Below are 21,402 nucleotides of genomic sequence, written 5' to 3'. Positions count from 1 at the left end.
CGCCCACATCGATACAATTCATCTTGTCAGAACTAAATTATAGGTGATATACTCTGAAAAATGTACCACATACGAAACCTAAACTTTCAATATCCAAACCTTCAATAGAGAGGAAAACGCCATGGATATCTTACAATTTTCCGTCCCGCCTTTGCCTCATTACATTATCAGCGGGCTGAATCAATTCCAGACTGGCTATCTTCATCCAAACCGCCAGCACATTCAGGTGTTCGATCTGCTGATCGTCCGCCAGGGCTGCCTCTACATCGGCGAGGAAGACCGAAGCTTTACAGTGAACGCAGGCGAGGCACTAATCCTGCGGCCGGATTGCCATCACTATGGAAGTGAGGGCTGCCGTGAAGATACAGCCTATTATTGGCTGCATTTCCAAACGTCCGGCAGCTGGAGTGTGGACAGTGCATCTTCCTCTGTTTTGTATGAAGCCGGTGGAGCCATGATTGATCCAGTTGTTGAAGCCAGTGTATCTGCCGAGCCGCTTCCCGCAGCGTACTTCGGGATCGGTCCGTTCAGCCTGCGCCTCTCCCAGCACATCACCTTGCTCCAGCCTGCCAGAATAGAGGAGCTGCTGCTCCAGCTGGAGATGCTCAAAAGCAATGCCCATCTGACCTCCGTCCGCTTCAGGCAGCAAATCCTCTTTCAGGAAATCCTCCAGCAGCTCGCGGCTTCCATAGAGCAGGGCCGCTCCGGTTCCCAGTCCACTGCCTGTGCTGAACAGGCCGCCTCCTTCCTGCGGGCCCACTACCGTGAGGAAATCACGACTGCAAGGCTCGGGGAGAGCCTTAACTTCCATCCGGTCTACATCGCCCGCTGCATGAACAGAGAGTACGGTTACTCCCCCATAGAGTATCTGCTCCGCTACCGCATTGAGCAGAGCAAGCTGCTGCTGATGCAGACCAGCTTCCCTATTGCGCGGATTGCCGAAGAGGTCGGCTTCAACCAGGCTCCTTATTTCAGCTCCAGCTTCATGAAGCTGGAGGGCATTTCCCCGCGCCAATACCGTCAGCGCTTCTCTTGACTTCTTTATACTGTGATATAATAACGGGCAGTAATACGAAACGGACTAACAGGCGGGGATATCTATGAAATTGGAGCGATTGATCTCTATAATCTATAAGCTGCTGAATCACGAAGTTTTGTCTGCCTCCATGCTGGCCGATGAGTTCCAGGTTTCCCAAAGAACCATCTACCGGGATATCGATGTGATCTGTGCTGCCGGCTTCCCGGTCGTATCCTATCAGGGGACTAAAGGCGGTTATGGCATGATGAACGGATACAAAATGGATAAAAGCCTGCTCGGTTCTTATGATGTCAATTCCCTGATTACCGTGCTCAGAAGCCTTTCTTCCGTATTTGAAGATGAGCGTACGCAGGGGACCATCGAACGACTTCAGACGATCGGACCGGAGCATCTGACCACAAGCCTGGCAGTGGACCTTGAAACCCTCCGGACGGAGCCCGATGTACTTCCTCATTTACGTACAGCCATTGCGAAGCGTAATATCGTCCGCTTTGAATATATCAATGCGGAGAATGAGCGTACTACCCGCGATATGGAGCCGCTGCGGCTTCATTTTAAATATCGTAATTGGTACGTTTATGGATTTTGCCGGACCCGGGGGGATTACCGGGAGTTCCGGCTGTCCCGGTTGATGAATTTGCGTCTGACACAGGAATCATTTGAACCGCATCATGAGGTGCCGGAAGTGACTGCTTGTTCAAACAAGGATAAGCAAGATCAGCTTGAGGATGTAGTGGTCCGGGTAGGGCCGGAGGCGTTGGCGGAAGCGATGGATCAGTTTCATCAGGTCCATAAGCAATTCCATGCCGATGGGAGTATGACGATGCGAATTCCAGTTTACAAACCATTGAGCGCACGATGGCTTTGGACCCTTCTGCTGAGTTTTGGCAGCGGTGCCGAAGTCCTAGAACCCCCTCTACTACGAGCCATTATAAAAGAGCAGCTTCAAAATACACTCAAACATTATGAAGAAGTATGACACTCTGTTGTCAAACTTCTTTTTTTATGATTACAACAGAAACCAAATCAAATTCATGATAAGTCCAAAGGAGACGTTGCAAATGAATCATCTGCTACAAATGTTGAATTACCACACCTGGGCCAACCAGACGATCCTGGGGAGGATCAAGGAACTCCCATCCTCTGTGCTGAGTCAGGAAGTGAACAGCTCGTTCCCCACCGTCGCTCATGCCCTCAGTCACATTTATGCGGTAGATACAATGTGGTATCTGGTTGTTACTGGCACGGGTATGCCAGAGGCGCTGCAGGCAACCCTACCGCTTAATAAGAACCTCCTACATTCTGTAGACGAATACTCCCAGCTATTTACCCAGCTATCAGAACAATACAGAGAATGGTTCCGAAACCAACCGGATTTGGAGCAAACCATTCTGCTTGACAATCCGTTCGCCAGAATCCGCCAGACACGCCTGTCCGAAATAGTGCTGCACCTGGTTAATCACGGAACCTATCACAGGGGCAATATTTCTACAATGCTGCGTCAACTGGGTCACGCATCCACGATGAACGACTATGCCCTTTTTTGGTATCAGGAACCCGATGATGATTCAGTTCTGGCGGAGAGACGCTTGGAATCCTCAGACTGACGCTCTGCCAGAAAGGAGTTTGTCTTTATATGGAAATCGAAAATTTAATCACAGCAGTTTCGAGAGAGGCCCTCAGGGTTTGGCTGCAGGAAAACTCCAAGACTGAAAAATCTTGCTGGGTCGTAGTGAGTATGACACCACACCCGGATACGCTGCTCTATTTGGATGCGGTCGAAGAATCCCTGTGTTTTGGATGGATTGATGGGGTCAAAAAGAAAATATCTGAATCAGAGCTGGCGCAGAGACTGTCTCCCAGAAGCAAACGAAGTGGATGGACTGAATTGAACAAAGAACGTGTCCGCCGCCTCGAAAAGTTGGGATTCATGACAGACGAAGGAAGAAAGGCGCTTCCTGATATGGATTACGAATCTTTTACAATAGATAGGGTCATAGAACAAAGGTTACAAGAGGAAAGACAAGTATATGAGCATTTCTTGGCATTTCCGGCTCTTTACCAAAGAGTTCGGAGCGACACGATACAAAGCCATAAAAATCAGCCAGATGTATTCAAGAGCAGATTAGAAAAATTGATATCAAACACTAGAGAAAATAAGATGTACGGTCATTGGCATGACAATGGACGCCTTCTAGATTATTAAGAGGCCATTAATAGAGATCTTCTGACTCTATACAACAACAGGCCATTACCCGGTACAATCGGGTAATAGCCTGTAATTCCTACGTAGTCTGTAAATACTCGCAATCATTGCAACCACTGAGCAAGAAAAGCAATGTTCATCAATTCCAATGATCACATAGTTGAAGAATTTCAGGTTCTCCCCGTTATTCTGAATCTATGTTATTCAGGGCTAATAAGTCGCCGCCGGAGTTCTTTAAGACAGAAGGTTCTAGCTAAAACTAGCCGCCGATCAACTTTCCCTTGTGTTTCTTCAAGCCTCATCCATTCTAAATATAAGCTCTCTAAAAAAAAGGCTTCTTTGATCAAAGCATCACCGGATAATTCACGAAAGAAATTTTCTGAACGCTCTTTTACTGGGTAATATTGGAGCTGTCTCTCTGAACGGTATTGTGCTTCAACTATTGAGATCGGATGACCGCATACAGAACATAGCGTCTGAATGAAATGATTACCATTTTCGTCTTTTTGGGACGTTTTTGCAACGTATTCATCCACAGCTCCGCATACGCTACATACTGGAAAATATTCATAAGGCAAGGTGCGCACCTCCAAGTGCTGTAGTCATAATAATTAGGTAATTACACTATAACATGCGAACATACATTCGCAATACAGGGAATTACTATACAATTTTTCGCATTTGCTGTAAAAGATCCAAATTTGCATTAAGCATGTTTTTCGTTTTTCCCGCTCCTTTATTTGCATAAATTATGACGGAGAGAATCTTTAGGCATATATGGTCACAAAAAAAGAGCCGCCCGCTCAACTTTCCAGGACAAGCCCATTGTTCTTATAATTTTAAACTCTAAACGCGCTACCAATACTTTTGTATGAATTAAAATTATAATATATACATATATAATCTTGCCTCGTAATGCTTCAGTTAATCACCTCTCCTTCCCTCCCCGCCTTCTTATATAAATATACTACTATGAGTATTTTCCGAATTTCGTAATAATCTTTCAATCAAACCCCGAGAGCTAATAATTACAATAATTAACCAGTAAGACAAGAGTAAAATTTAGAGAAGATGTATGATACTATGTTGGAAGGAGACGATTTCATTACGAGAAGATCCTTGTAACTTGAATATTATTTCATCGGAGGTGGATATTAATCCATCTGAAAAGCCGAACCTACAAGAAGTTATAAATAGCGAGGGGATTTGCTAAAATGGACAATTTGATGAGTGAAACCCAGGTAACAGCCATCGCTAATGAACTACAACGCCGGGTCCATTCTGGTGAAGCTGAGGGTGACATTGTTGTCGTCACTTTAATTTCCATGGCCAAAGCGGGTAGATTAAGTTCGGAGCATATCAATAAAATTCTGCTTACGATCTATGGCGACAAGGTGAAAATTTTAGCAGTCTTAATTGAAGCACAGAAAGTCATGAACGAGGATTTGGTGAATTCTATCATAAGTGAAGTCAGGGCCACCTAATCGTGGCCTTTTGATTTGTCCAATTGTTTACTTGCCAAATGATCATTATGTAGATATACTGAGATGCCCAAATTGATCCGCTCCTAAATTCAACGCGTTACATTAAAGGAGGAGAATGAATGAACCCAGCAAGACGAGCCCTTTTACTCATGGCTACAATTCAAGAGATGATCGAAACCGTACAAACTTTGACAAGTGACTCAGATCTTGACGAAGTGATGGAAACACTGCAGGCTGCAGGGTTAAATGCCGAAGACCTTCTGCAAAACTATACATTTTTTGAGGCAATCCAAAGGGTTTGCAGTGAATTTGCAGCCATACATGTTACGCAGGCAGAAATGAATGAAATAATTGATGAAGAGAACAGTATCCCCTTAAGCTAACCCCCAATTCCCACACTACTTCCCCCTCAAATGCTTCAACTTGGCTTCATTCTTCCGCATACAGCTCAACTTTTCCTAATCCGAATCATCCCTCCCCTAAATTCCGTCCAGTACCTCGCGTATAAAACAACAGGAAGCGGTACAAATAAGAATCCGCGAATCAGGAGGAATTACTCAGTGACCCAAAATCCAGAATACACGATTACGCAAGCAAAACAGCTTAACTTCTTTGGAGGTGGGATATGAGCCTTCAGACATATCGGGTAACCTACACAATCGACGGAACAGAGATTATCGTTTTTGAATTTTCAACTACCACGAGCCCAATAGAGCGTATTATTGACGAAGCTATGAACAGAATCAGGAGTGAACAGCTTGACTACAAACAGGTGGAGGATATGGTTGGATTTAGCATTTTCCGGCTTCCTTCCTTACAATAAGATGTATGGATTATGAATAATGCTCAATCTTGTAAAAATACAGCATTTTGCGACAGCTATCGACATTTAGCAAGTGGTATATTTAGTTAATCAAGGACAAAAAAGCATGACTATAGTTTCATATACGAACATCCGTTCGTATAATATAATAGGTATACGAACAGCTTTATTGCTACGTTATACCTAATTTCAATAGATATTGATATTGAATTAACAAGTGATCAACTTGGGAGGAAGTAGATATACATGGGGACTGAAACACTGGACGAGCTTTACGCGCTGGGAGAGATGGATGTTTTTTTTCAAAAAAGCAAGGAGAAAGTGGAAAAGCGAGTACATGGAATGCGCCTTGCGGGGACTGATGGTGAGGATGTTGTGCAGGAAGCGCTAATTAAAGTCTACCGGTATCTCCCTAAATATGATAGCAGCAAGTCAAAAGTATCGACTTACCTTGACCGCATCGTAACGAGTGCTATCCGGGATTGTCTGAAAAAGGCTGGAGCAAAGTCCAACTTACAGGTAGTCAATGCTATTCCCTTGGCTATATTCGAAGGTGTCGACGATACACAAGTAACCTACGAGGCAGGAGCAAAGGATCTCGGTTATGAGAATGCAGAGCTGATGATGGATATTATGGATCATCTGGGACTGACAGAACGCGAGAAAGAGATGTTCCGTCTTCGTATATCGGGATATGAATTCAAAGAAATTGCACAGGTATTCGACATTAGCCGTGGACGGATGTCCCAAATTTGGAGCCGCATCACAGCAAAGTGTGCTGTAGTCATTTAATTCATTTGCTTAATTGCGCCCTATCCGGGGCCTTTTTTTTATTTCCCCCTGGACCTTGTAATTACTTTATATTCTCCCTAAATTCACATCCCTTCGTCACGTATATAGTGATTGGAAGGGATTTTTTATTTGATAGGAGGTTGTTATGAGAACCATTAAGGAAAACGTCAAGCTGCTTGTATCGCTCATGCCTTCACTGATCGAAAGAGAGAACGAGCTCCTGCATGCTTACTGGGTAATGTTCGATGAATTGAAGCAGCCAAGGGATTTGATTCAGGCCACTCCAGCCGGCTCGATCACCCGAAGACTGCGGGAGCTGCAAAATGAGCACCATCCAGATGAAAGGAATGAACTTGTATGAGCAGACAAATTTACAATCAGACCATAACAGAAGAAGAGGTAATCTCCCTAGTTGGCAAGTATATTTCTGTGCCTCAGAATACGCACACAGGACCGGACGGAGAATCTGTAAATGCCTGGTTTACAGGTCAGATCGCCGGTTACGAGAAGGCTGTCATCTCATTCGACTACTTGAACGGAGAATTCATGAGTGATCCTCTTGTATTTATCAATCTGCTTATGACAGACGGTGCAGGATGGGTACTCTCCAAAGAAGAGTTAGAAATTCAAATCATCACTAAAGAAGAGTTCGACAATATTCTTGCAGAGCACCTGGCGAATCAAGCCATTGATAACAAAGAAGATCACACCGGGCAGGCCTACACTCTCTCAAATCTGCAGAACGAAGTTTAGAATAATCCCCCCTCAAATACCGCCTTCCAGGAAATTATTCATATTATATGAGGTGTCCCCACTTGAGCAGCTACCCCGAACATATACGCAATAACTTAGAATGTGATAAGAACTTTTACTCGTTAACTAGTATGTCTAATATTGACCTTGCCAAAAGAGATTCAGGCTTTCTGGGTGATCTTTTAATCCTTCATGAAACCTTAATCTGGCACAGCGTACACAAATACATCGGGAAGCCCGAAAAGCTTGTTCAGAACTACTGCGTGGAAAAAGACGATATTGTTCAACTCGGCCGCCTGGGTTTTATTAAGGCAATCCTGGCTTTTGACACCGGACGGGGAGTGAAATTCTCCTCTTACGCAGTACCCTCTATCGTTCGCGAAGTCCGCTGCTACCTCCGCGACAACGCCCCGATTATCCGTCCTACCCGAACCGCCCATGAATTAATGAATCAGATTAACATCCGAACTGGTAACGGTTCCGAAGAGGAATCTGTGGAGCTTCTGGCCAAAAATCTGAAGAAACCAGAGGAACAGATCAAAAAAGCGATGCTTATTGGATCGAGAGTGAAGTATTTGCAGGAAAAGGTAACTGATCGCTCCAGCATAGACTCAGATCCTACTTATATGGACTTTCTCACCAGCAGCGACAATACAGAAGAAGAGGCTACCGACAGCAGTTATGTCAAAGACATAGTCGCCTCTATTCAAGAGCATCTTTCCGAGTTGGAGCTGCGGGTCCTTCAGCATCGTGTCGCTGGCTTAAATCAGACCCAGACAGCAGAAAAGGAAAACATTTCACAAATGCGGGCCGGGAGAATTATGAAAAAAGTAGCGGAGCTGCTGTTGGATTCTAAATTAAGCGTAACTCTTCTCGACCTGGACTCCCTGGAAGTGTTGAATAACTACATTGACCGCTCCTCTTCGGGCAGTAGACAAGAACATAAGAAATAACTGAGTATACTGTGGTCCAAAGCAAAAAAACCGAGAGAACTTCTGCTCGGTTTTTCGCTTTTATTGCAGCAACCCTATGACCTGCCTGTGATAATCCCTATATGTTTTAACAATCCGTTGATATAGTTGGAGCCTCGTGAGGCAAGAATACCGCACAGAACAATAGATACATAGTGCCCGGGCCCAGTAAGATTGAATAAATCCACCTCGAAAACAAAGGCCAGAATCACACCGATAACAATGGACAGCAGATAGGTTTGTTTGTCTTGAATCGGAAAAGCCTGTTTCAGAATCTCAGTTAAGGCTTCGGATAAAAAGGCCACTAGCGCCATTAAAGTGATTACGTTCATGTCTTATCCCTCCTTCTATAGAAAGCTTTTTACTTGATACCCCGGTTTAGAATAGCGGTATTGATGAATAACAGCTCGGAAACCGTAAGTTTCTTTACGGCCGCCTTGTCGATCCAGGTAGAATCCGTGATGAGTTTTTTATCATAAAGCTCTTTGAGCTGAGTAGTGAGTATCGTCCATTGGTTCGCTGACAAGTTCAAATCTTCTTCCTCCTCTTGTGAATTCAGCTGACTGTGCACTTCCTGCTTAAAGCGTTCAAATTCACTCGGGTTCTTGACCCACGGGAGTGGACAATCCTTCCAGCCGACAACCTCTTTATGGGTAAAAATCACTTCAGGGAAACCCTCATGCTGAATGAGATACACTACCATGTCCACGGCATTGTTGAAGGTATCTTCATGGATCAATCCGTCTGCTTCAATACACATCTCAATACCTACTGTGGAATTATTCGGGTACGAGCCAAGCTTTGAAAGAGCTTCCGGAAGGTAAGGCTGCTTGCTGCCACAATGGTAGCCCATCTCATCAAAAGGCAGGGATTGGACAATCGTTGACCGGTCGATCTGAATATGCGCACTGGCGTAACGGTCACCTGTTCCGTCATCCGGATTCTGATCCTTCAGACTGGTAAAATACTTGCCGATAGCCTGCGCAGAAGCACCAGGATCAGCCGTGTAATGCATGACGATGCCCCGCTTGGCCACAAGCTTTTTACCTGGACGTGAGAATGGATTGACCGGTATTCGCTGATGCTGGATCGTTAACAAATTAATCACCTCCTTCGCGTTGGTTCAGACGTTTCTCCAGTTCTTCAATTCTGGCAGTCGCCTTGATATAATCGAGCTCGAGCGTGGTATATTTCTCTTTCCAGTTCCGCAATTCGTCCTCCAGGTGCAGACTGCGGTCACGCCAAATCTTCATCTCATCTCGCAGAGACTTAATCTCTTCTCTCAGTTCATCCCGAATCTGCTTCTGCTCCTGGGAGAGCTGCTGGCGGTCGCTGAGCGTGAGATCCTTCCGGTTATTGAACTTCGTCACAGCGACGCTGCCGAGCGCTGTAACAAGCACGCCCGCCAGGGCTACTAGCGCATTAACGTCCATGCCTTTGCTCCCCCACTTTCACGTAAGCCCATGAAGATAATAATGCATAATTCAAGTAAGCCCCCCACCCGGTAGATGCTTGATTCCCTGCAAACAGCAGAGAGCTGATGAAGAACCATATAAAAGTTGACGCCAAGAGCGCAGCTCTCCTGATGTGGTAATACCGACCGAGCATACCCGCCACGGTTGCCAGGGAGAGGATCACCATGATCCATCCCCATGTATTTTCGGGCAGAGTTTTTAAGAATTTGGTGTAGTCAGCACCGGCACCAAAAGTGTCTAGCGGGGTGAGTAACAGTAGCCCCCAAAAGCCTGCTATGAACGCCAGAGATGACTCTACAGGCTTACACCGGTGAATGAACTTCCTGAGCTGCTTATGCAACGGCTCCACTCCTTTGATCTTCTAGTATGATTAGGATAGGCCGATTGGGCGGATTGCTCTCATACCAAAAAAACAGCCCCAAACGGGGGCTGCTTCATTTTTGAGGATACCGCTCCCAATATTGTTGCACTTGCCTGTACGGACGAACTTGCTTCTCCTCAATTTTGACGTACAAATCAAGAGGATGCCATTCCTCCGGGAGGACCCTGGGGGTGATCGTTTCATTTTCCAAACCTACGGAGAAATGATGCCCGTTAAACACACGGTTACATGGGATGGTATCTGCGATGTATTCAAAGATAACAAAACAGGTACCTGTATGCACATATTTTCGGAGAACCCCTGACCGTATAGGCACTACAGGAGAAACCGCCGAAGGGCGAACTACATTCTGTATATAGGTTACTGCTGAATCCTGTCCTAAGGAAAAAGAAGCTCCCCGATGGATAAGAGGTTTTATTTTTGTAGTACGGGGCGATGTAGGTACACTCCCTGCAGCTCTAGGCTTGCAGGGCTCATAAAGGCTTGAGTCCGTCAAGGAAAGAGAGATTCCACGGTGTACGAATTTCTTAATTCGTCCCAGTAATGTACCCATAGTATTTTTCCCTAATGACCGGGAGGTAGCTTGAATGCTCATAACCACTGGAGTCAGACTAGAGTTAGTTGACCTCAGGCCAATAGCAAGATCGACCTTCTTATTACGAGTGATCTTAGACCAGTCACTCACCTTGACAGCTCGTAGACGAGCTGCCGTCATCCCCGAAGTGTGGATCGTAGCAAGCCCTACGGTTACCCAATCCTGACCATCAAAGGTTGCCCAGGTCGACCGGTTATCCGTGCTTACTAAATACCGAATAGTTGTCCCGACCGGCTCAAGCTGAACTGGATTGATTTTGCTAATCACTGCGGGGATGGTATTATACTGGAAATTGTCAGAAGTAGTTACGTAAAAGCCGCTATCCGTTCGATACGGAGGAGACGGCTTAATAAAGCTGACTTTTCCCAGTAAGACGCCGTAGGAGGCGTTTTGGGTTAATTCGAACTGAACATACTGAGAGGTAATGGGAATTAGGTGCTCATTGACTGCCCCGTAAGGAGTCTGCTTGTCCGATGTTGTCACGACCCAGGGAACAATTTCCGTATAACTAATCCCATCGTCTGATACCGATATACGATAGTTGGAAGAAGCCTGATCACGGCAACGCGGGACGACCCGTACCCCTTTAAAATTTGATGGTGTACCGAAGTTAAAAGTGAGCGTTTGATTCCCCGCGGAGGTTGTCAACCAGTGGTTTTGATTTGCGCCCCCATCCATCGGAGCTGCATCATTAAATAAATTTGCTAGACAATAATCTGTTGCACTCCCCATACTCCGTACAGAGGAGGTGACAATTACGCCATTAGGTGCGGTATAAACAAGCAGTGCCCCTTGCCCCCCCGAACCGCCTGACAATCCATCACTTAATGTATTTGGCCCCGAGTAGAGTTCAATTTCATAAAGTGAAATCACTGCATTAAGTCCAATAAACTGAAACCGCAGATATCGCTTATTGATCTCCACCTCGTGAACATAAGCTTGCCCCTGCTTTCCTCCTGTTGTGCTAATATTTCCAACCTGTTCAACCCAGTCGACACCATTAGAAGAAGATAAGATTCTGTACTTAAGATACTGGTTCGAAAGGGCATGAGGGTAGAGTACAATCCGGTTTATTGGGACTGACCCTAGCATATTAAAATCAAAGGTTAAGGTTGCATCCAAGGTATACGTCATCCACATGGTGCCCGCGCTTAATAATCCAGCATGTTTACATCCGTCAAACAGGTTTTTTATGCTGTAGTCAGGAGAAGCATGCGGGCCTGCAGAGCAGGTTACTGCTACCCCGTTAGGGGCTGTATACACAGGTTGTCCTTGTATTCCCCCGGCTCCGCCGCCCAGATTAATTTTAGTATATCCCTCGAAACCGAGCTGAAGACTTCCATTCAGTATATCCGTCCCGCTAGGATTTTCGAATAGGTAGTTATTTTCGTACCGAAAATTATGTTTCACTATGCTTCACCTGCCTTAATGCCTACCATTAGGGGGTGGGCAGTTTCATTAGCATTGTAGGGTATGGAAGGAAGTTAGTGCTTAGAGCGGAGAGATAGATCACCTTGTAAGTAACGCTACCAACAACGATCTCATCCTCGTTGATAAGGTTCTCTGTTCGACAGGTGTATACTCCATCCAGTTCGCCACGAATCCCCTCCATATCTCCTTCAAGGAAGCAAGGAGATACAAAGATTTGATCTCCCCATACTGAAGGACTGAAGTTGTTAGGGATGGTTCGAACATCATAGTTAAAATTGTAGGTGTTCGCATTATTTCGCAGAAGCTTAACTTTATTAGCGCCAGCGGGATTGTAAGACCCTAAAGCAAGTGCAACAGAGTCGTTTCCTTGGTCTGCAGAATAGCGCTTGATAAACCCTATATACACCGCATTAGTTCCGGGGTAATTGGCCGAGAAGTCCATCACCGTGGCTAAGATGATGCGGTCCAGATTAGCCTCCAGATAATAGGTCACAGGGATGCTTGTCGGATTCGCCGTTGGGGTGGTGGTATTTGCAGTGTAATAAGGACAAGGTGACACATTCAGGTAGCTTCCGTTCGGATTATACCCCTCAATAGCCGCGATATTAAAGAAGTTTCCATTTGGGTCTTTGATATTTTGGGGATGCAGATAAATGCTTACCAAGTCCTGCCCGCTTTCACCAGGTGAGCTTAGCACCGTGATGTAGTTACCTGATGCCAGGGAGACAGCATCAGACTCGTAGAACTCTAAGCTACCAATCGCCGGGGATGAGGTGGTGGTAGAATTAATCGCTGTAATATTGATTCGATAGTAGCGATAAGACGCAGGGGCCGCTATTTTAAATACTCGGCGCTCACCCATCGACCAGTTTAGCTGGTTAGCCTGTGTGTCGAGCACTGTCCAGCTACTGTTGTCGTTACTCCCTTCCAGTGTCCAGTTTTTAGGAGCAGCATTAAGATTGCTCGGCAAAGCGAAAAGTCCATATGAAGCATACGGTCTTGCTCCAGAACTTCCCAAGTCCAGCCGCAGCCACTGAGGAAGAGTTGCAGTACTAACAGCCATCCACCCTGAACCCTGTCCTCCTGATCCGTTGAACGCATAGTACGCACTATTCTGCTCAGAACTGGCACTAGCGACCAGAGGTGACGGAGCCGTATTTGCTGTCATTCTCGGTATAGCATTTATACTATGCTGCCGTTCAACCCAACCAATACTCTTCAGCTTTTCAATTAGCTTGTCGTACAGTTGAATAAGAGGTACTGTCTCAGTAAAAAACATATGAATAAAGCCTCCCTTAATCTTTTGGAATCAGGTATATATTCGTTGTACCGGTAGGCGACAGGTTATTATAATAAGTTGAGTTTACTTCAGTAGTCTGAGAAGTAGGAATTTCAAGAGCAACATACTCTACGCCTTTAATGGTCAGGGTATCTATTGCCCGGAGCCTGCCATCCTGCGGGAGTATGTAATAATCCATAATCCCGCGGAGATTTGGTCCCGACTTTAAAACCGGCCTGGAAGGCATCACTTTGCCTCCAAACATTCGGTTCACTGAGGGCGTGTTCCAAACAACCGACTGGTAGTCAGCATCTTCTATAAATGCGGTTTTTCTACTAACCCATACATTTCCATACGTATTATTTCCACCAATGGGGATAGCCGATCCAAAGCAACTTACACTGTCACTCGAATCAAATAGACGTAAAGGACGGCCAATGTAGTGGAAGTTGATACGGGAATAGCCGCTTCGTACTTCTGACCGGTAGGCGAGCAGCACCCGATCCTTCTTCACGCTGATCCAGTATCTTAGGGATATGGTATCTGCGTAAACCCCTGAAATTTGGTTGAAGGCAACGACTGTCCCGTGAGTTATTGAACTACCAAAGGTGCCATTTACTCCAGCCGCTCCCGGGGTATAGTTCTTTGCCATAAATAAACCGTAGCCACGGGTCCAGTTACTTACATTAGAGTAGAAACCGTCTGCCTCAGACTTGATCCCCCATACAATATTTGATTTTCCGTCTGTACCTTGCGAGCGAAAGACGTAACCATCATCTGTCTTAAGTGTTCCAACATTACTGGACACCATCTCCCAGAGAGGGCCCGGTGTTGGCAGACTATTGTCCTTGGCCAAAACAGCGTCCCTTATTCGAACAGGCAACTGTCTCAGCGTGCATCTTCCTTCAAAAAACATCCTCTATCCCCCCTTAAACCTTCTCAATAAATAATGCTTGGCTCACACCAGACCTGGAGGAGAAATTATCAGACAGGCTCCATTGATTAAAAAATGGTTTCACCACGCACAGATACTCTTTGCCATCAATCAGCACATACGCATCTTCTGGTGTCGATTTAGTCGGGCCATCCAGAGGCTTATGAACCGTAGTAAGAACCCCATCCAATTCCCCCCGCACCCCTTCCACGTTATTGTACAAAGGCATCGGAACAGCAATCATAAGTCTTCCGCCAAACCCCCGATTATTTTCCACAACGAAGCTATTATTAAATGAATACAGCCCGTTTCCCGTGTTCTGAAGATTCTTCAGTGTTCTTGCTGAGTTATATGCATTATTTTGGGAGGCATAGCTGCTTAACAATGTCACGGCTCCGTTACCCTTCTCGTCAGCGTACCTTTTTATAAGGCCCGCATAGAGCACATTACGGATGGTTGCAGTATCCGCATAGGTGGTTCCTTGGCCGGGGCGGTTTGTACGAATAGTTATGATGATTCGATCTTTTGTTACAGACAAAGTGTACTTGAACCTGTAGTTATCCACGTTTGTGTTATAAGAGGAAGTATTCACCGCAAGCCGCAGAAGCTCTGATAATTTATAGCCGCTGAAGCTCCCGTTCTGCCCATTTGTTTCATTCGGTAGATATGATTCGACGACACCAAACGTCGGCCCAGCAGAAAAGCTATTTTCTATTGCACCATTTCCGATCCAGGCATTTTTTAGGGTCACGAGAATTGTATCTTTCCCAGAGCTGCCCCTTGAACGAAAAACATACCCATCATCAATAAGGGTTGAACCTACGTTGGAGGAAATATTCTCCCATAGCGGAGCCGGGGGAGATAAGCTCTCATCCACTGCCGTAATTAAACTGGCAAGGGTTGCAATAATATTTCGTGGGGATGACTCACCTTCAAACCACATGTGAAACCCTCCTTAGTTAGAAACCAGCCCGGAAACTCTTATTATAAAGGAGCTGGGAATTGAACCTGAATTCATTATTCTCATATGAAGCGCCCCTGCTGCATCCTCATCCTCATACGGGAGATCAAGCACATCGTAGAGTATATGACCATTTGTTTTATTCTTGTATACAAGAAACGGGTGATCCGCTGTACTGGTCAATATCTCAATATCCATTTTGCTGTTCTCAAGTCCTTCCACATAGACATACTTAATCATATATTTATTTAAGTCTGGCCCGATGGAGAGATCAAGGCTTGCTTCCTGGCCGGGATTGATAACATCCGTCACCTGCTTCATCGTTGTTATCCGTCCTAGTTGAAGTAAATCCTCTACTTTTCTCTCCAATTTTTTGACCTGCCCGGAGACAACAACATCCATGCTCTTCACCTCACTTCATAGTGTAGGCAGATTTCCCTTTTAATCCACGACCTGCCGTACCTGTATTTTCTGAACTTCACCCAGCTCATTACATTCAAAAGTCTTGCGGTACTTCAGACTGCCTTTGGTTACCGTCTCTGTCAGAACAGAGCCCTGTGCATCATATCCATACTCAACTCTCTTCAATAAAACCGGGGCGGACCCGCTCACATCCTCGTAAATCTCCTCAATAACATCTCCCTTGGTGTTCTTAACAAAGGTTACATCAATTTCACCCACGTCCAGATCAAGGGGACGAAGCTGATCAAGAACCAGCAAGTTTATAAGACGATTCAAGATATGACCTCCTAATAATTAATTTTATAAGTCCCGTCTGCATACAGAAGGACACGGAGGGTACAATTTGAGGGGTATTCGTAGTCGTATACTACGCCGTGTGCAGCGGCAACCCACTTCCCCGACATATTAACCCGGGACACTAAGGTATCCGTGCTGGCCTTATCATTTGCTCCTTCTATCTCAAGGTAGTAACCAAAGCGTACCCTTCCAGCTATCCCTTCTTCAGTAAGAATCAGATCAGCCCAACGTTCTGATGGGACTTTATTAAAATCTGTGGGCAGCATCCCACTACTTCTAACCTCAGGCAAATTCGTTACATCGATAAGCTGCCAAGTATTATTCTCATACGTTTTCCATGAAGACCCGCCATCCGCTGAAGCGATCACTTTCACAATACCGCCTCCAAATTGCTCAGCCGTTAGTGTGAAGGAATCAATTCCCGCAGTATACCTGCAATGAATATCTCCAGTTGCCAAAACTAGCTTTGCTGGAGGAATACAGCTGACTTTTAGTTGTTTGGAGGGAGATTCTGTATTGGTCCAATAGTGAAGAATTGGAGTATTCGAAGTGAGCGACTTTAAGGAATCATCAGTTAGAAGGGACAGGTCTGTCATACCACTCGTTTCATACATATCTTTGGTGACAGGTGCGGACCCAACAATCTCCCATGCGCCATTTGCATAACTTTTAATGTCAGAACCATCCTCAAATAAATAAAGGTTTATTGGAGTTAGGGAGCTATCAATAAGAAGGACAGGGCGAAAGTTACAGTTAATGTCTGAATACGAGGTACTCTGTTCATTGTGCACAATAAGAGTTCCTCCCCCCCTCCTGTTCCGAGTAGTGCTAGATACGGAGGTAGTACTTGTCCAGGTATAAAAACCGTTTCCTCCGTTAAAGGCATTCCATACACTGTTATCCCCTGCTGTAATCGTACCGTTCAGGGTGGAGCCTACGATGTACCTGTCCCACTCATTCTCCTTGTCTGCTGAGGAAGTTCCTCCACTTATTAGCCGGGTAGTAAAGGCCCAGTTCGTATAAGCGGCCTCCAAAAGCTCCATCCTGCCTATAGCAATACCGTAGGTCGGAGATCCGTTATCTGTTATATTGATACGATACTTCGTATAGCTGTTGATGTTTTCGAAAGTAAAGCCTTTTTTCTGCCCTTGGGTCCAAATATGTCCTTGTTGTGTATCGAGTACTACCCACTGATTCCCGTTAAGACCTTCAAAAGTCCAGCTTTTTGCCATTTGGCTAATATGATTTACATCAGGAGAAGCTGCTCTATAACGAGGCATTAGACTATATCCTATAATTCTTCTTGGTTCTGGAAATTCATAGCTAAGCCAGCCAGTTGAAATACTGTAGGAACTGTTCCATCCAGAGCCATCATTCTCTGAACCTTTGCTGAAGGTTGTCCATGCATCATAAGAGGTACTGTAACTGGAGCTTGCAGCGGTGATAAATCCAACGGGGAGGTTGTTGTTTTCCATATAAGAGGTGTTATTGAGAATAGATATGGGTAAACCGCTACCGCTGGCAATGCCAGCAGCATTTAAGGTATCCCAGCTGATATAGGCCTGCAAATTACGATCGGCGATCAGACGCTTCTGCCCATTCCGGTCCTCTACCATAATCCAGTAAAAGTCGCCACTGGGCGTTGACGTACTTGCTGATGGGAGGAAAGCAGCAGTCTCCACACCCAGTCTCGAAAAGGAACCTACTGCGTTTGGTGCTGCGATGTAGTTACAGCGGATTCGTTTGCCCACAGTAAGATCCTTAACATCAAATACCTCGTCCCGATGTGTCAGTCTGCCGTCAATGTCCACGTCTATCGCGTCTAAAATCAGATAGGAGCCGCTTGCTTTGTTAATAATTTGAATAGTGTGATTCGTATCAGCCAGTCCCTGTTTCTCATACAGCAACGCTTGATATACCGTTTCTGCTGTGCGGAAACTTACTAACCCTATGTCTTTGCCGTCAATAATGACTTGCGCCGAATTAGTGGTTACAGGAGCAGCACTGGAAGAATAAGCGATGAGTCTCACTCTTGTGCCTTTAAAAGAGAAAGAGTAGGAATCGCCTTGGGTATTGGATGCCGTATACGTATTATTGTAATTGTTAGCGCCCGACAACTGTATCCATGTTCCCGCAAGTGAAACCATTGGATGGGGGGCATTATACCGTCGCCACCCAATATCCGGCCCGGGTATTGTACTGCCTACTGGTGTAACGTAAGCCATTAAATCGCCTTCTGTGTCTATATCAATACAATCAAGAAAAAGTCTTGTTAAGATAGAGCCAGTAAACAAAGTTTTGTCCAATACTGTAACGACTACTGTATGCAGGCCTAGGGACAAGGAAGTACTCTCATAGACAACCGCTGTTCTTATGACTGAGTAGTTAGTCTTAATATTACCTACTGATTGCCCGTCTATTTTCATACTGAATCCACTCGTATCCGTGTTTGCGTAGGCCTTAATCAATAACTTTGTCCCAGTGAATGAAAATGTAAGTGTGTCACCAACAACAGTAGACATCATGGATTTATTATCTGTAAACTCATAATTTGCTTTGATGCTGCTGTCCTTCGTCCATGACCCAATATACCCGATGGCACTGTCATCGAAAGAAAATCTTCGCCATCCTGTCTGAGGTACCGTTAGTGATTGACCTAAAGTTGCCATTCGTTACACCTCCCTATATCCAAATACGGGGCGAAAGCCTAGGAGAGAATGGCTGTAATTCGACAGATTAGACCAGAACCCATGAACGTCGCCTTTTCTCTGAGTTCTGTGCGCACTGGTGGCGGCGTTACCAACTCCGTTAATAGGGGTGTCTTGACAGAGCGTTGATATTCCATTGATGTGGAACACATCATCTAAATTTTTTCCTTCTTGGATCTTGTACACAGGGTAGTTGGATATATATCTATCCCACTCGTTGTTGGCGGGCCATGCACCGAATCCTTGATCAGTTGTTGCTTTATAACCGTCTTTTGTCGCAAAAGCTACTCCACCTGTCAATGAACGTATTGTGCCTGCTGCAATCGTACCGGTACCACTCCAAGAAAGGCATTGGATAGTTTTACCAGTGTTAAGAGAGTCCCATGAAATGGTATTAGTAATAACCCTGTCGCTTATTAACAGACCTTTATCTACTTTAACCATGTACCAGAACCTATTCGTAATTGAAGAAGCTGCCTGCCCTCCGACTGGGCACTCCACTATTCCAACAGGAACTTCACCGAAAACATACGCCGGACTCTCCCATCGCACCGGTATATAGTCACCAACTTCCATATCACTTACATTTGTTCTTCGCTGACCAGTAGTTGCAGGTTCTGCCACACTACACCACCTCAATCTTCTCTAAAAATTTGTAGCAGCTCTTATCTATTACCGCTTTCCACTCCGTACCTTCCCCGAGTACGCTTCCTGCCATATCTATCTGAAACTCAGTATTAAGAGACATTTGTCCATCAAAATTGACCTGCGGATCTGCCGTAAAACTTGAACGATCACCATTATTAAAGCTTTGCTCTGTCCTAACAATGCTCTGATCCCCAGGGATGAACTTCAGAACGTGTGCGGGCTGCAACTTGTAATCCAGTGTTTTGGGTACAGGGATTTCGAGCACATAGGGAGCAGAAGGTGTTGCAGTAATCCCGATCTTGTCGATCTGGCTCACTTTAGGAATTGCACCGCCTGTAAGTTCGTTCATGCGGTCATTTAAAGAGGGGTACAGCCCACGGGCGGTAGCAAGCTCCTGCTCAATCCCCTTAACAGCACTCTTATTTGTATCAAGACGGCTAATGACTTCTTGGGGAGCAGCTGAATTTCTAAATATTAATGAGACTGTACTTGGAATATCATAGTTGAACTTAATCGTGGCGCTGTCGATCTCTACATAGTCGGACAGACGGGAAACAAGAACCCCCTCGACATATACTTCAAGTACATCCGAGCCTGGTTCGTGAACAGGTACCGTGAATACCCGCTGTGTCCCCAGCCGTGTATTGGCGGGCGATTCCACATGGTCGAATACCGTGCTGCCCGGACTGCTACCGCCTGTTCCCTGCGTTGCATCCAAACGGGCTTTCAAGGTAGGATAGCTGGTCCCCAGCTTGTCCACCCTGGCCTCAATAACCTCCCGAGATGTTTCCGGGCTTTCGCTTCCTCCTTTCTCAATTCGAGTGTTGAGATCAGGGAAGTTGCCACGGGCATCGTCAACCTCCTGAAGATACTTATCAATCTCCTCGTGGGTATGAATCCCCTTGTTTATAAGGTCGTTATGGTCGGTTACATTGCCGACTCCGCTGCCTGTACCGACCCTCTTGAGTCTAAGAGCCAAACCCTTCACCTCCAGGCCTTCAAATCTATATACTAGACAAACATCAATTCATAAAGGATGATGTTACATTAATTCCAAAATAAGCTTGTGTATCTTTACCTGTCAGGTAGTCCATATTGCTTTCCCTTCGTACCCGGATCCAGAAAGTGTACTCCCCACCGGCTTCAATCTGTGAAAATAGCAAACTTTTGATAAAGGGGCCGGGCTGACCTCCCGCATCGTTAGCTACACTCACCAGACGGCTGAATTGGTCCGATTCTTTGTAGGACACTAGGGTCAAAGCGACATTCTTCAAAGAACCTGTGAGCAGGGAGTTCCGAATAATCATTTTAATATCCAAGTATGCTTGAGTGTTTATCAGACCCAGGAAGGCTTCGGAATTTGCATACAAGCTCCGCTCCTGGTTATCGCTGTCAATGAAATAGAGGTCTGCAGACGGTTCAAAAGCATACTCATCTCCCCCCCATAGGGTTAGGAAATCTGAAGATTCGTACACTGAGCCATCCGGAAATTCCACCATGAATTTCCCTTGAAAGGGGAGGGGGAGAGAAGAGATATTCAGCTTTATTCCGGTCATCCCTGTTCGGCAGTGAGTGCTCGCTACAACCTGGTCATTTCGGTCCCTCAGCGCCACACGGGTTCCCGGGACCAATTTTGTTAGCAGGATGCCAAGGTCTCTATACACTCGAACCTGTTGTACATCAAGAGGCTGCCCGGAAGCCCCTCCTAAGAACAAACCAATCTTAGGACTGGAGGCAGCGAATCCCGTTATTCCCTGGATACTCCATGAAACACCATCATCCGACCAGTAGATCGAATAGGTGTTGCTGTCCCGTACCAACCGAAGCCAAGGATAAGATTTTATTACGCCTTCGGTAGCGTCGAAATACTCCTCTGCAGCCAGATACTCCGCTTCGTTTGAATATACAATGAGCCCCCCAGTATCTCCCGTAGTCAGGGGGTTATATCTATTTTGAATATCCATGACAAAATTTTTTGTCTCGGTTAGAGGGTTAAAAAAAAGACGGGACGTTGCATCCCCATGCTCAATGCGAAGCCCTCCATCTTTCAAGAAAGTAATGTCAGAAGTATCCCCCGACATTTCCCAACGATCATCTATTTCAGGAGCGGTAAAACGGTCATAGTAAATCAGTCCACTCTTTTTGAGCGAAACAATACTCAC

General features: G+C 45.5%; 26 protein-coding genes. 11 read left to right on the top strand and 15 right to left on the bottom strand.

All coding sequences use genetic code 11. The features are described from left to right. Positions 1–121: 121 nt before the first annotated feature. The 4 genes from ACTJKB_RS28445 (at position 122) to ACTJKB_RS28430 (ending at position 3,245) form a co-directional block, all read left to right on the top strand. On the top strand, positions 122–1,036 hold the full coding sequence (locus ACTJKB_RS28445; protein ID WP_440837659.1) for an AraC family transcriptional regulator: 915 nt from the start codon (positions 122–124) through the stop codon (positions 1,034–1,036). Positions 1,037–1,100: 64 nt separating this feature from the next. Next, the gene (locus ACTJKB_RS28440) at positions 1,101–2,018 is read left to right on the top strand and encodes a helix-turn-helix transcriptional regulator (RefSeq protein WP_440837658.1); all 918 of its coding nucleotides are present in this window, start codon (positions 1,101–1,103) and stop codon (positions 2,016–2,018) included. Between the two features lie 82 nt (positions 2,019–2,100). After that, the gene (locus ACTJKB_RS28435; protein ID WP_440837657.1) at positions 2,101–2,646 is read left to right on the top strand and encodes a DinB family protein; all 546 of its coding nucleotides are present in this window, start codon (positions 2,101–2,103) and stop codon (positions 2,644–2,646) included. A gap of 29 nt (positions 2,647–2,675) precedes the next feature. Continuing rightward, entirely contained in the window at positions 2,676–3,245 is a 570-nt protein-coding gene (locus ACTJKB_RS28430) for a YdeI/OmpD-associated family protein (RefSeq protein ID WP_440837656.1), read from the top strand. 200 nt (positions 3,246–3,445) lie between these two features. On the opposite strand, the gene ACTJKB_RS28425 is transcribed toward ACTJKB_RS28430, so the two are convergent. Then, positions 3,446–3,823 (bottom strand): hypothetical protein, encoded by a 378-nt coding sequence (locus tag ACTJKB_RS28425; protein ID WP_440837655.1) that lies wholly within the window; start codon positions 3,821–3,823, stop codon positions 3,446–3,448. A 636-nt stretch (positions 3,824–4,459) separates the two neighbouring features. Here ACTJKB_RS28425 and ACTJKB_RS28420 point away from each other — a divergent pair. The 7 genes from ACTJKB_RS28420 to ACTJKB_RS28390 all read left to right on the top strand — a co-directional run bounded on the left by ACTJKB_RS28420 (position 4,460) and on the right by ACTJKB_RS28390 (position 8,050). Further along, positions 4,460–4,729 (top strand): hypothetical protein, encoded by a 270-nt coding sequence (locus ACTJKB_RS28420; protein WP_074083723.1) that lies wholly within the window; start codon positions 4,460–4,462, stop codon positions 4,727–4,729. Positions 4,730–4,848: 119 nt separating this feature from the next. After that, a complete protein-coding gene (locus tag ACTJKB_RS28415) occupies positions 4,849–5,112 on the top strand; it encodes a hypothetical protein (RefSeq protein ID WP_440837654.1) in 264 nt (87 codons plus the stop codon). Between the two features lie 242 nt (positions 5,113–5,354). Further along, complete coding sequence (locus ACTJKB_RS28410) at positions 5,355–5,552, top strand: hypothetical protein (RefSeq protein WP_440837653.1); 198 nt, start codon at positions 5,355–5,357, stop codon at positions 5,550–5,552. 246 nt (positions 5,553–5,798) lie between these two features. Then, positions 5,799–6,344, top strand: coding sequence for a sigma-70 family RNA polymerase sigma factor (locus tag ACTJKB_RS28405; RefSeq protein ID WP_440837652.1), 546 nt, complete (start codon positions 5,799–5,801; stop codon positions 6,342–6,344). Positions 6,345–6,489: 145 nt separating this feature from the next. Further along, positions 6,490–6,705, top strand: coding sequence for a hypothetical protein (locus ACTJKB_RS28400; RefSeq protein ID WP_440837651.1), 216 nt, complete (start codon positions 6,490–6,492; stop codon positions 6,703–6,705). Next, a complete protein-coding gene (locus ACTJKB_RS28395; RefSeq protein WP_440837650.1) occupies positions 6,702–7,097 on the top strand; it encodes a hypothetical protein in 396 nt (131 codons plus the stop codon). Before ACTJKB_RS28400 ends, ACTJKB_RS28395 begins: the two co-directional genes overlap by 4 nt. Positions 7,098–7,228: 131 nt before the next feature. Further along, the gene (locus ACTJKB_RS28390) at positions 7,229–8,050 is read left to right on the top strand and encodes a sigma-70 family RNA polymerase sigma factor (RefSeq protein ID WP_440837649.1); all 822 of its coding nucleotides are present in this window, start codon (positions 7,229–7,231) and stop codon (positions 8,048–8,050) included. A gap of 74 nt (positions 8,051–8,124) precedes the next feature. On the opposite strand, the gene ACTJKB_RS28385 is transcribed toward ACTJKB_RS28390, so the two are convergent. From ACTJKB_RS28385 to ACTJKB_RS28320, 14 genes are all read right to left on the bottom strand, one after another. Continuing rightward, complete coding sequence (locus tag ACTJKB_RS28385) at positions 8,125–8,400, bottom strand: hypothetical protein (RefSeq protein ID WP_440837648.1); 276 nt, start codon at positions 8,398–8,400, stop codon at positions 8,125–8,127. Between the two features lie 29 nt (positions 8,401–8,429). Then, the gene (locus ACTJKB_RS28380) at positions 8,430–9,167 is read right to left on the bottom strand and encodes a peptidoglycan recognition protein family protein (RefSeq protein ID WP_440837647.1); all 738 of its coding nucleotides are present in this window, start codon (positions 9,165–9,167) and stop codon (positions 8,430–8,432) included. Position 9,168: 1 nt separating this feature from the next. Then, a complete protein-coding gene (locus ACTJKB_RS28375) occupies positions 9,169–9,501 on the bottom strand; it encodes a hypothetical protein (protein WP_074083714.1) in 333 nt (110 codons plus the stop codon). Further along, positions 9,491–9,883, bottom strand: a complete 393-nt coding sequence (locus ACTJKB_RS28370) for a hypothetical protein (RefSeq protein WP_074111898.1) — start codon at positions 9,881–9,883, stop codon at positions 9,491–9,493. Before ACTJKB_RS28370 ends, ACTJKB_RS28375 begins: the two co-directional genes overlap by 11 nt. Positions 9,884–9,977: 94 nt before the next feature. Then, a complete protein-coding gene (locus tag ACTJKB_RS28365; protein ID WP_440837646.1) occupies positions 9,978–11,930 on the bottom strand; it encodes a discoidin domain-containing protein in 1,953 nt (650 codons plus the stop codon). Between the two features lie 28 nt (positions 11,931–11,958). Beyond that, positions 11,959–13,230 (bottom strand): discoidin domain-containing protein, encoded by a 1,272-nt coding sequence (locus ACTJKB_RS28360; RefSeq protein WP_440837645.1) that lies wholly within the window; start codon positions 13,228–13,230, stop codon positions 11,959–11,961. 16 nt (positions 13,231–13,246) lie between these two features. Further along, on the bottom strand, positions 13,247–14,146 hold the full coding sequence (locus ACTJKB_RS28355; protein ID WP_440837644.1) for a hypothetical protein: 900 nt from the start codon (positions 14,144–14,146) through the stop codon (positions 13,247–13,249). Positions 14,147–14,159: 13 nt separating this feature from the next. Then, complete coding sequence (locus ACTJKB_RS28350; protein ID WP_440837643.1) at positions 14,160–15,107, bottom strand: hypothetical protein; 948 nt, start codon at positions 15,105–15,107, stop codon at positions 14,160–14,162. Between the two features lie 12 nt (positions 15,108–15,119). Beyond that, the gene (locus ACTJKB_RS28345; protein ID WP_440837642.1) at positions 15,120–15,536 is read right to left on the bottom strand and encodes a hypothetical protein; all 417 of its coding nucleotides are present in this window, start codon (positions 15,534–15,536) and stop codon (positions 15,120–15,122) included. Positions 15,537–15,566: 30 nt separating this feature from the next. Then, a complete protein-coding gene (locus ACTJKB_RS28340; protein WP_074106926.1) occupies positions 15,567–15,863 on the bottom strand; it encodes a hypothetical protein in 297 nt (98 codons plus the stop codon). Between the two features lie 11 nt (positions 15,864–15,874). Next, the gene (locus ACTJKB_RS28335) at positions 15,875–18,553 is read right to left on the bottom strand and encodes a hypothetical protein (RefSeq protein ID WP_440837641.1); all 2,679 of its coding nucleotides are present in this window, start codon (positions 18,551–18,553) and stop codon (positions 15,875–15,877) included. A gap of 3 nt (positions 18,554–18,556) precedes the next feature. Then, complete coding sequence (locus ACTJKB_RS28330) at positions 18,557–19,216, bottom strand: hypothetical protein (protein WP_440837640.1); 660 nt, start codon at positions 19,214–19,216, stop codon at positions 18,557–18,559. A 1-nt stretch (position 19,217) separates the two neighbouring features. Next, on the bottom strand, positions 19,218–20,219 hold the full coding sequence (locus ACTJKB_RS28325; protein WP_440837639.1) for a hypothetical protein: 1,002 nt from the start codon (positions 20,217–20,219) through the stop codon (positions 19,218–19,220). A gap of 43 nt (positions 20,220–20,262) precedes the next feature. Continuing rightward, complete coding sequence (locus ACTJKB_RS28320; RefSeq protein ID WP_440837638.1) at positions 20,263–21,402, bottom strand: hypothetical protein; 1,140 nt, start codon at positions 21,400–21,402, stop codon at positions 20,263–20,265.

This window comes from Paenibacillus sp. 22594, assembly GCF_052044425.1.
Lineage (GTDB): Bacteria > Bacillota > Bacilli > Paenibacillales > Paenibacillaceae > Paenibacillus_AQ.
Note: the sequence above shows the minus strand (reverse complement) of the source record. Positions and strands in the feature narration are given on the sequence as shown.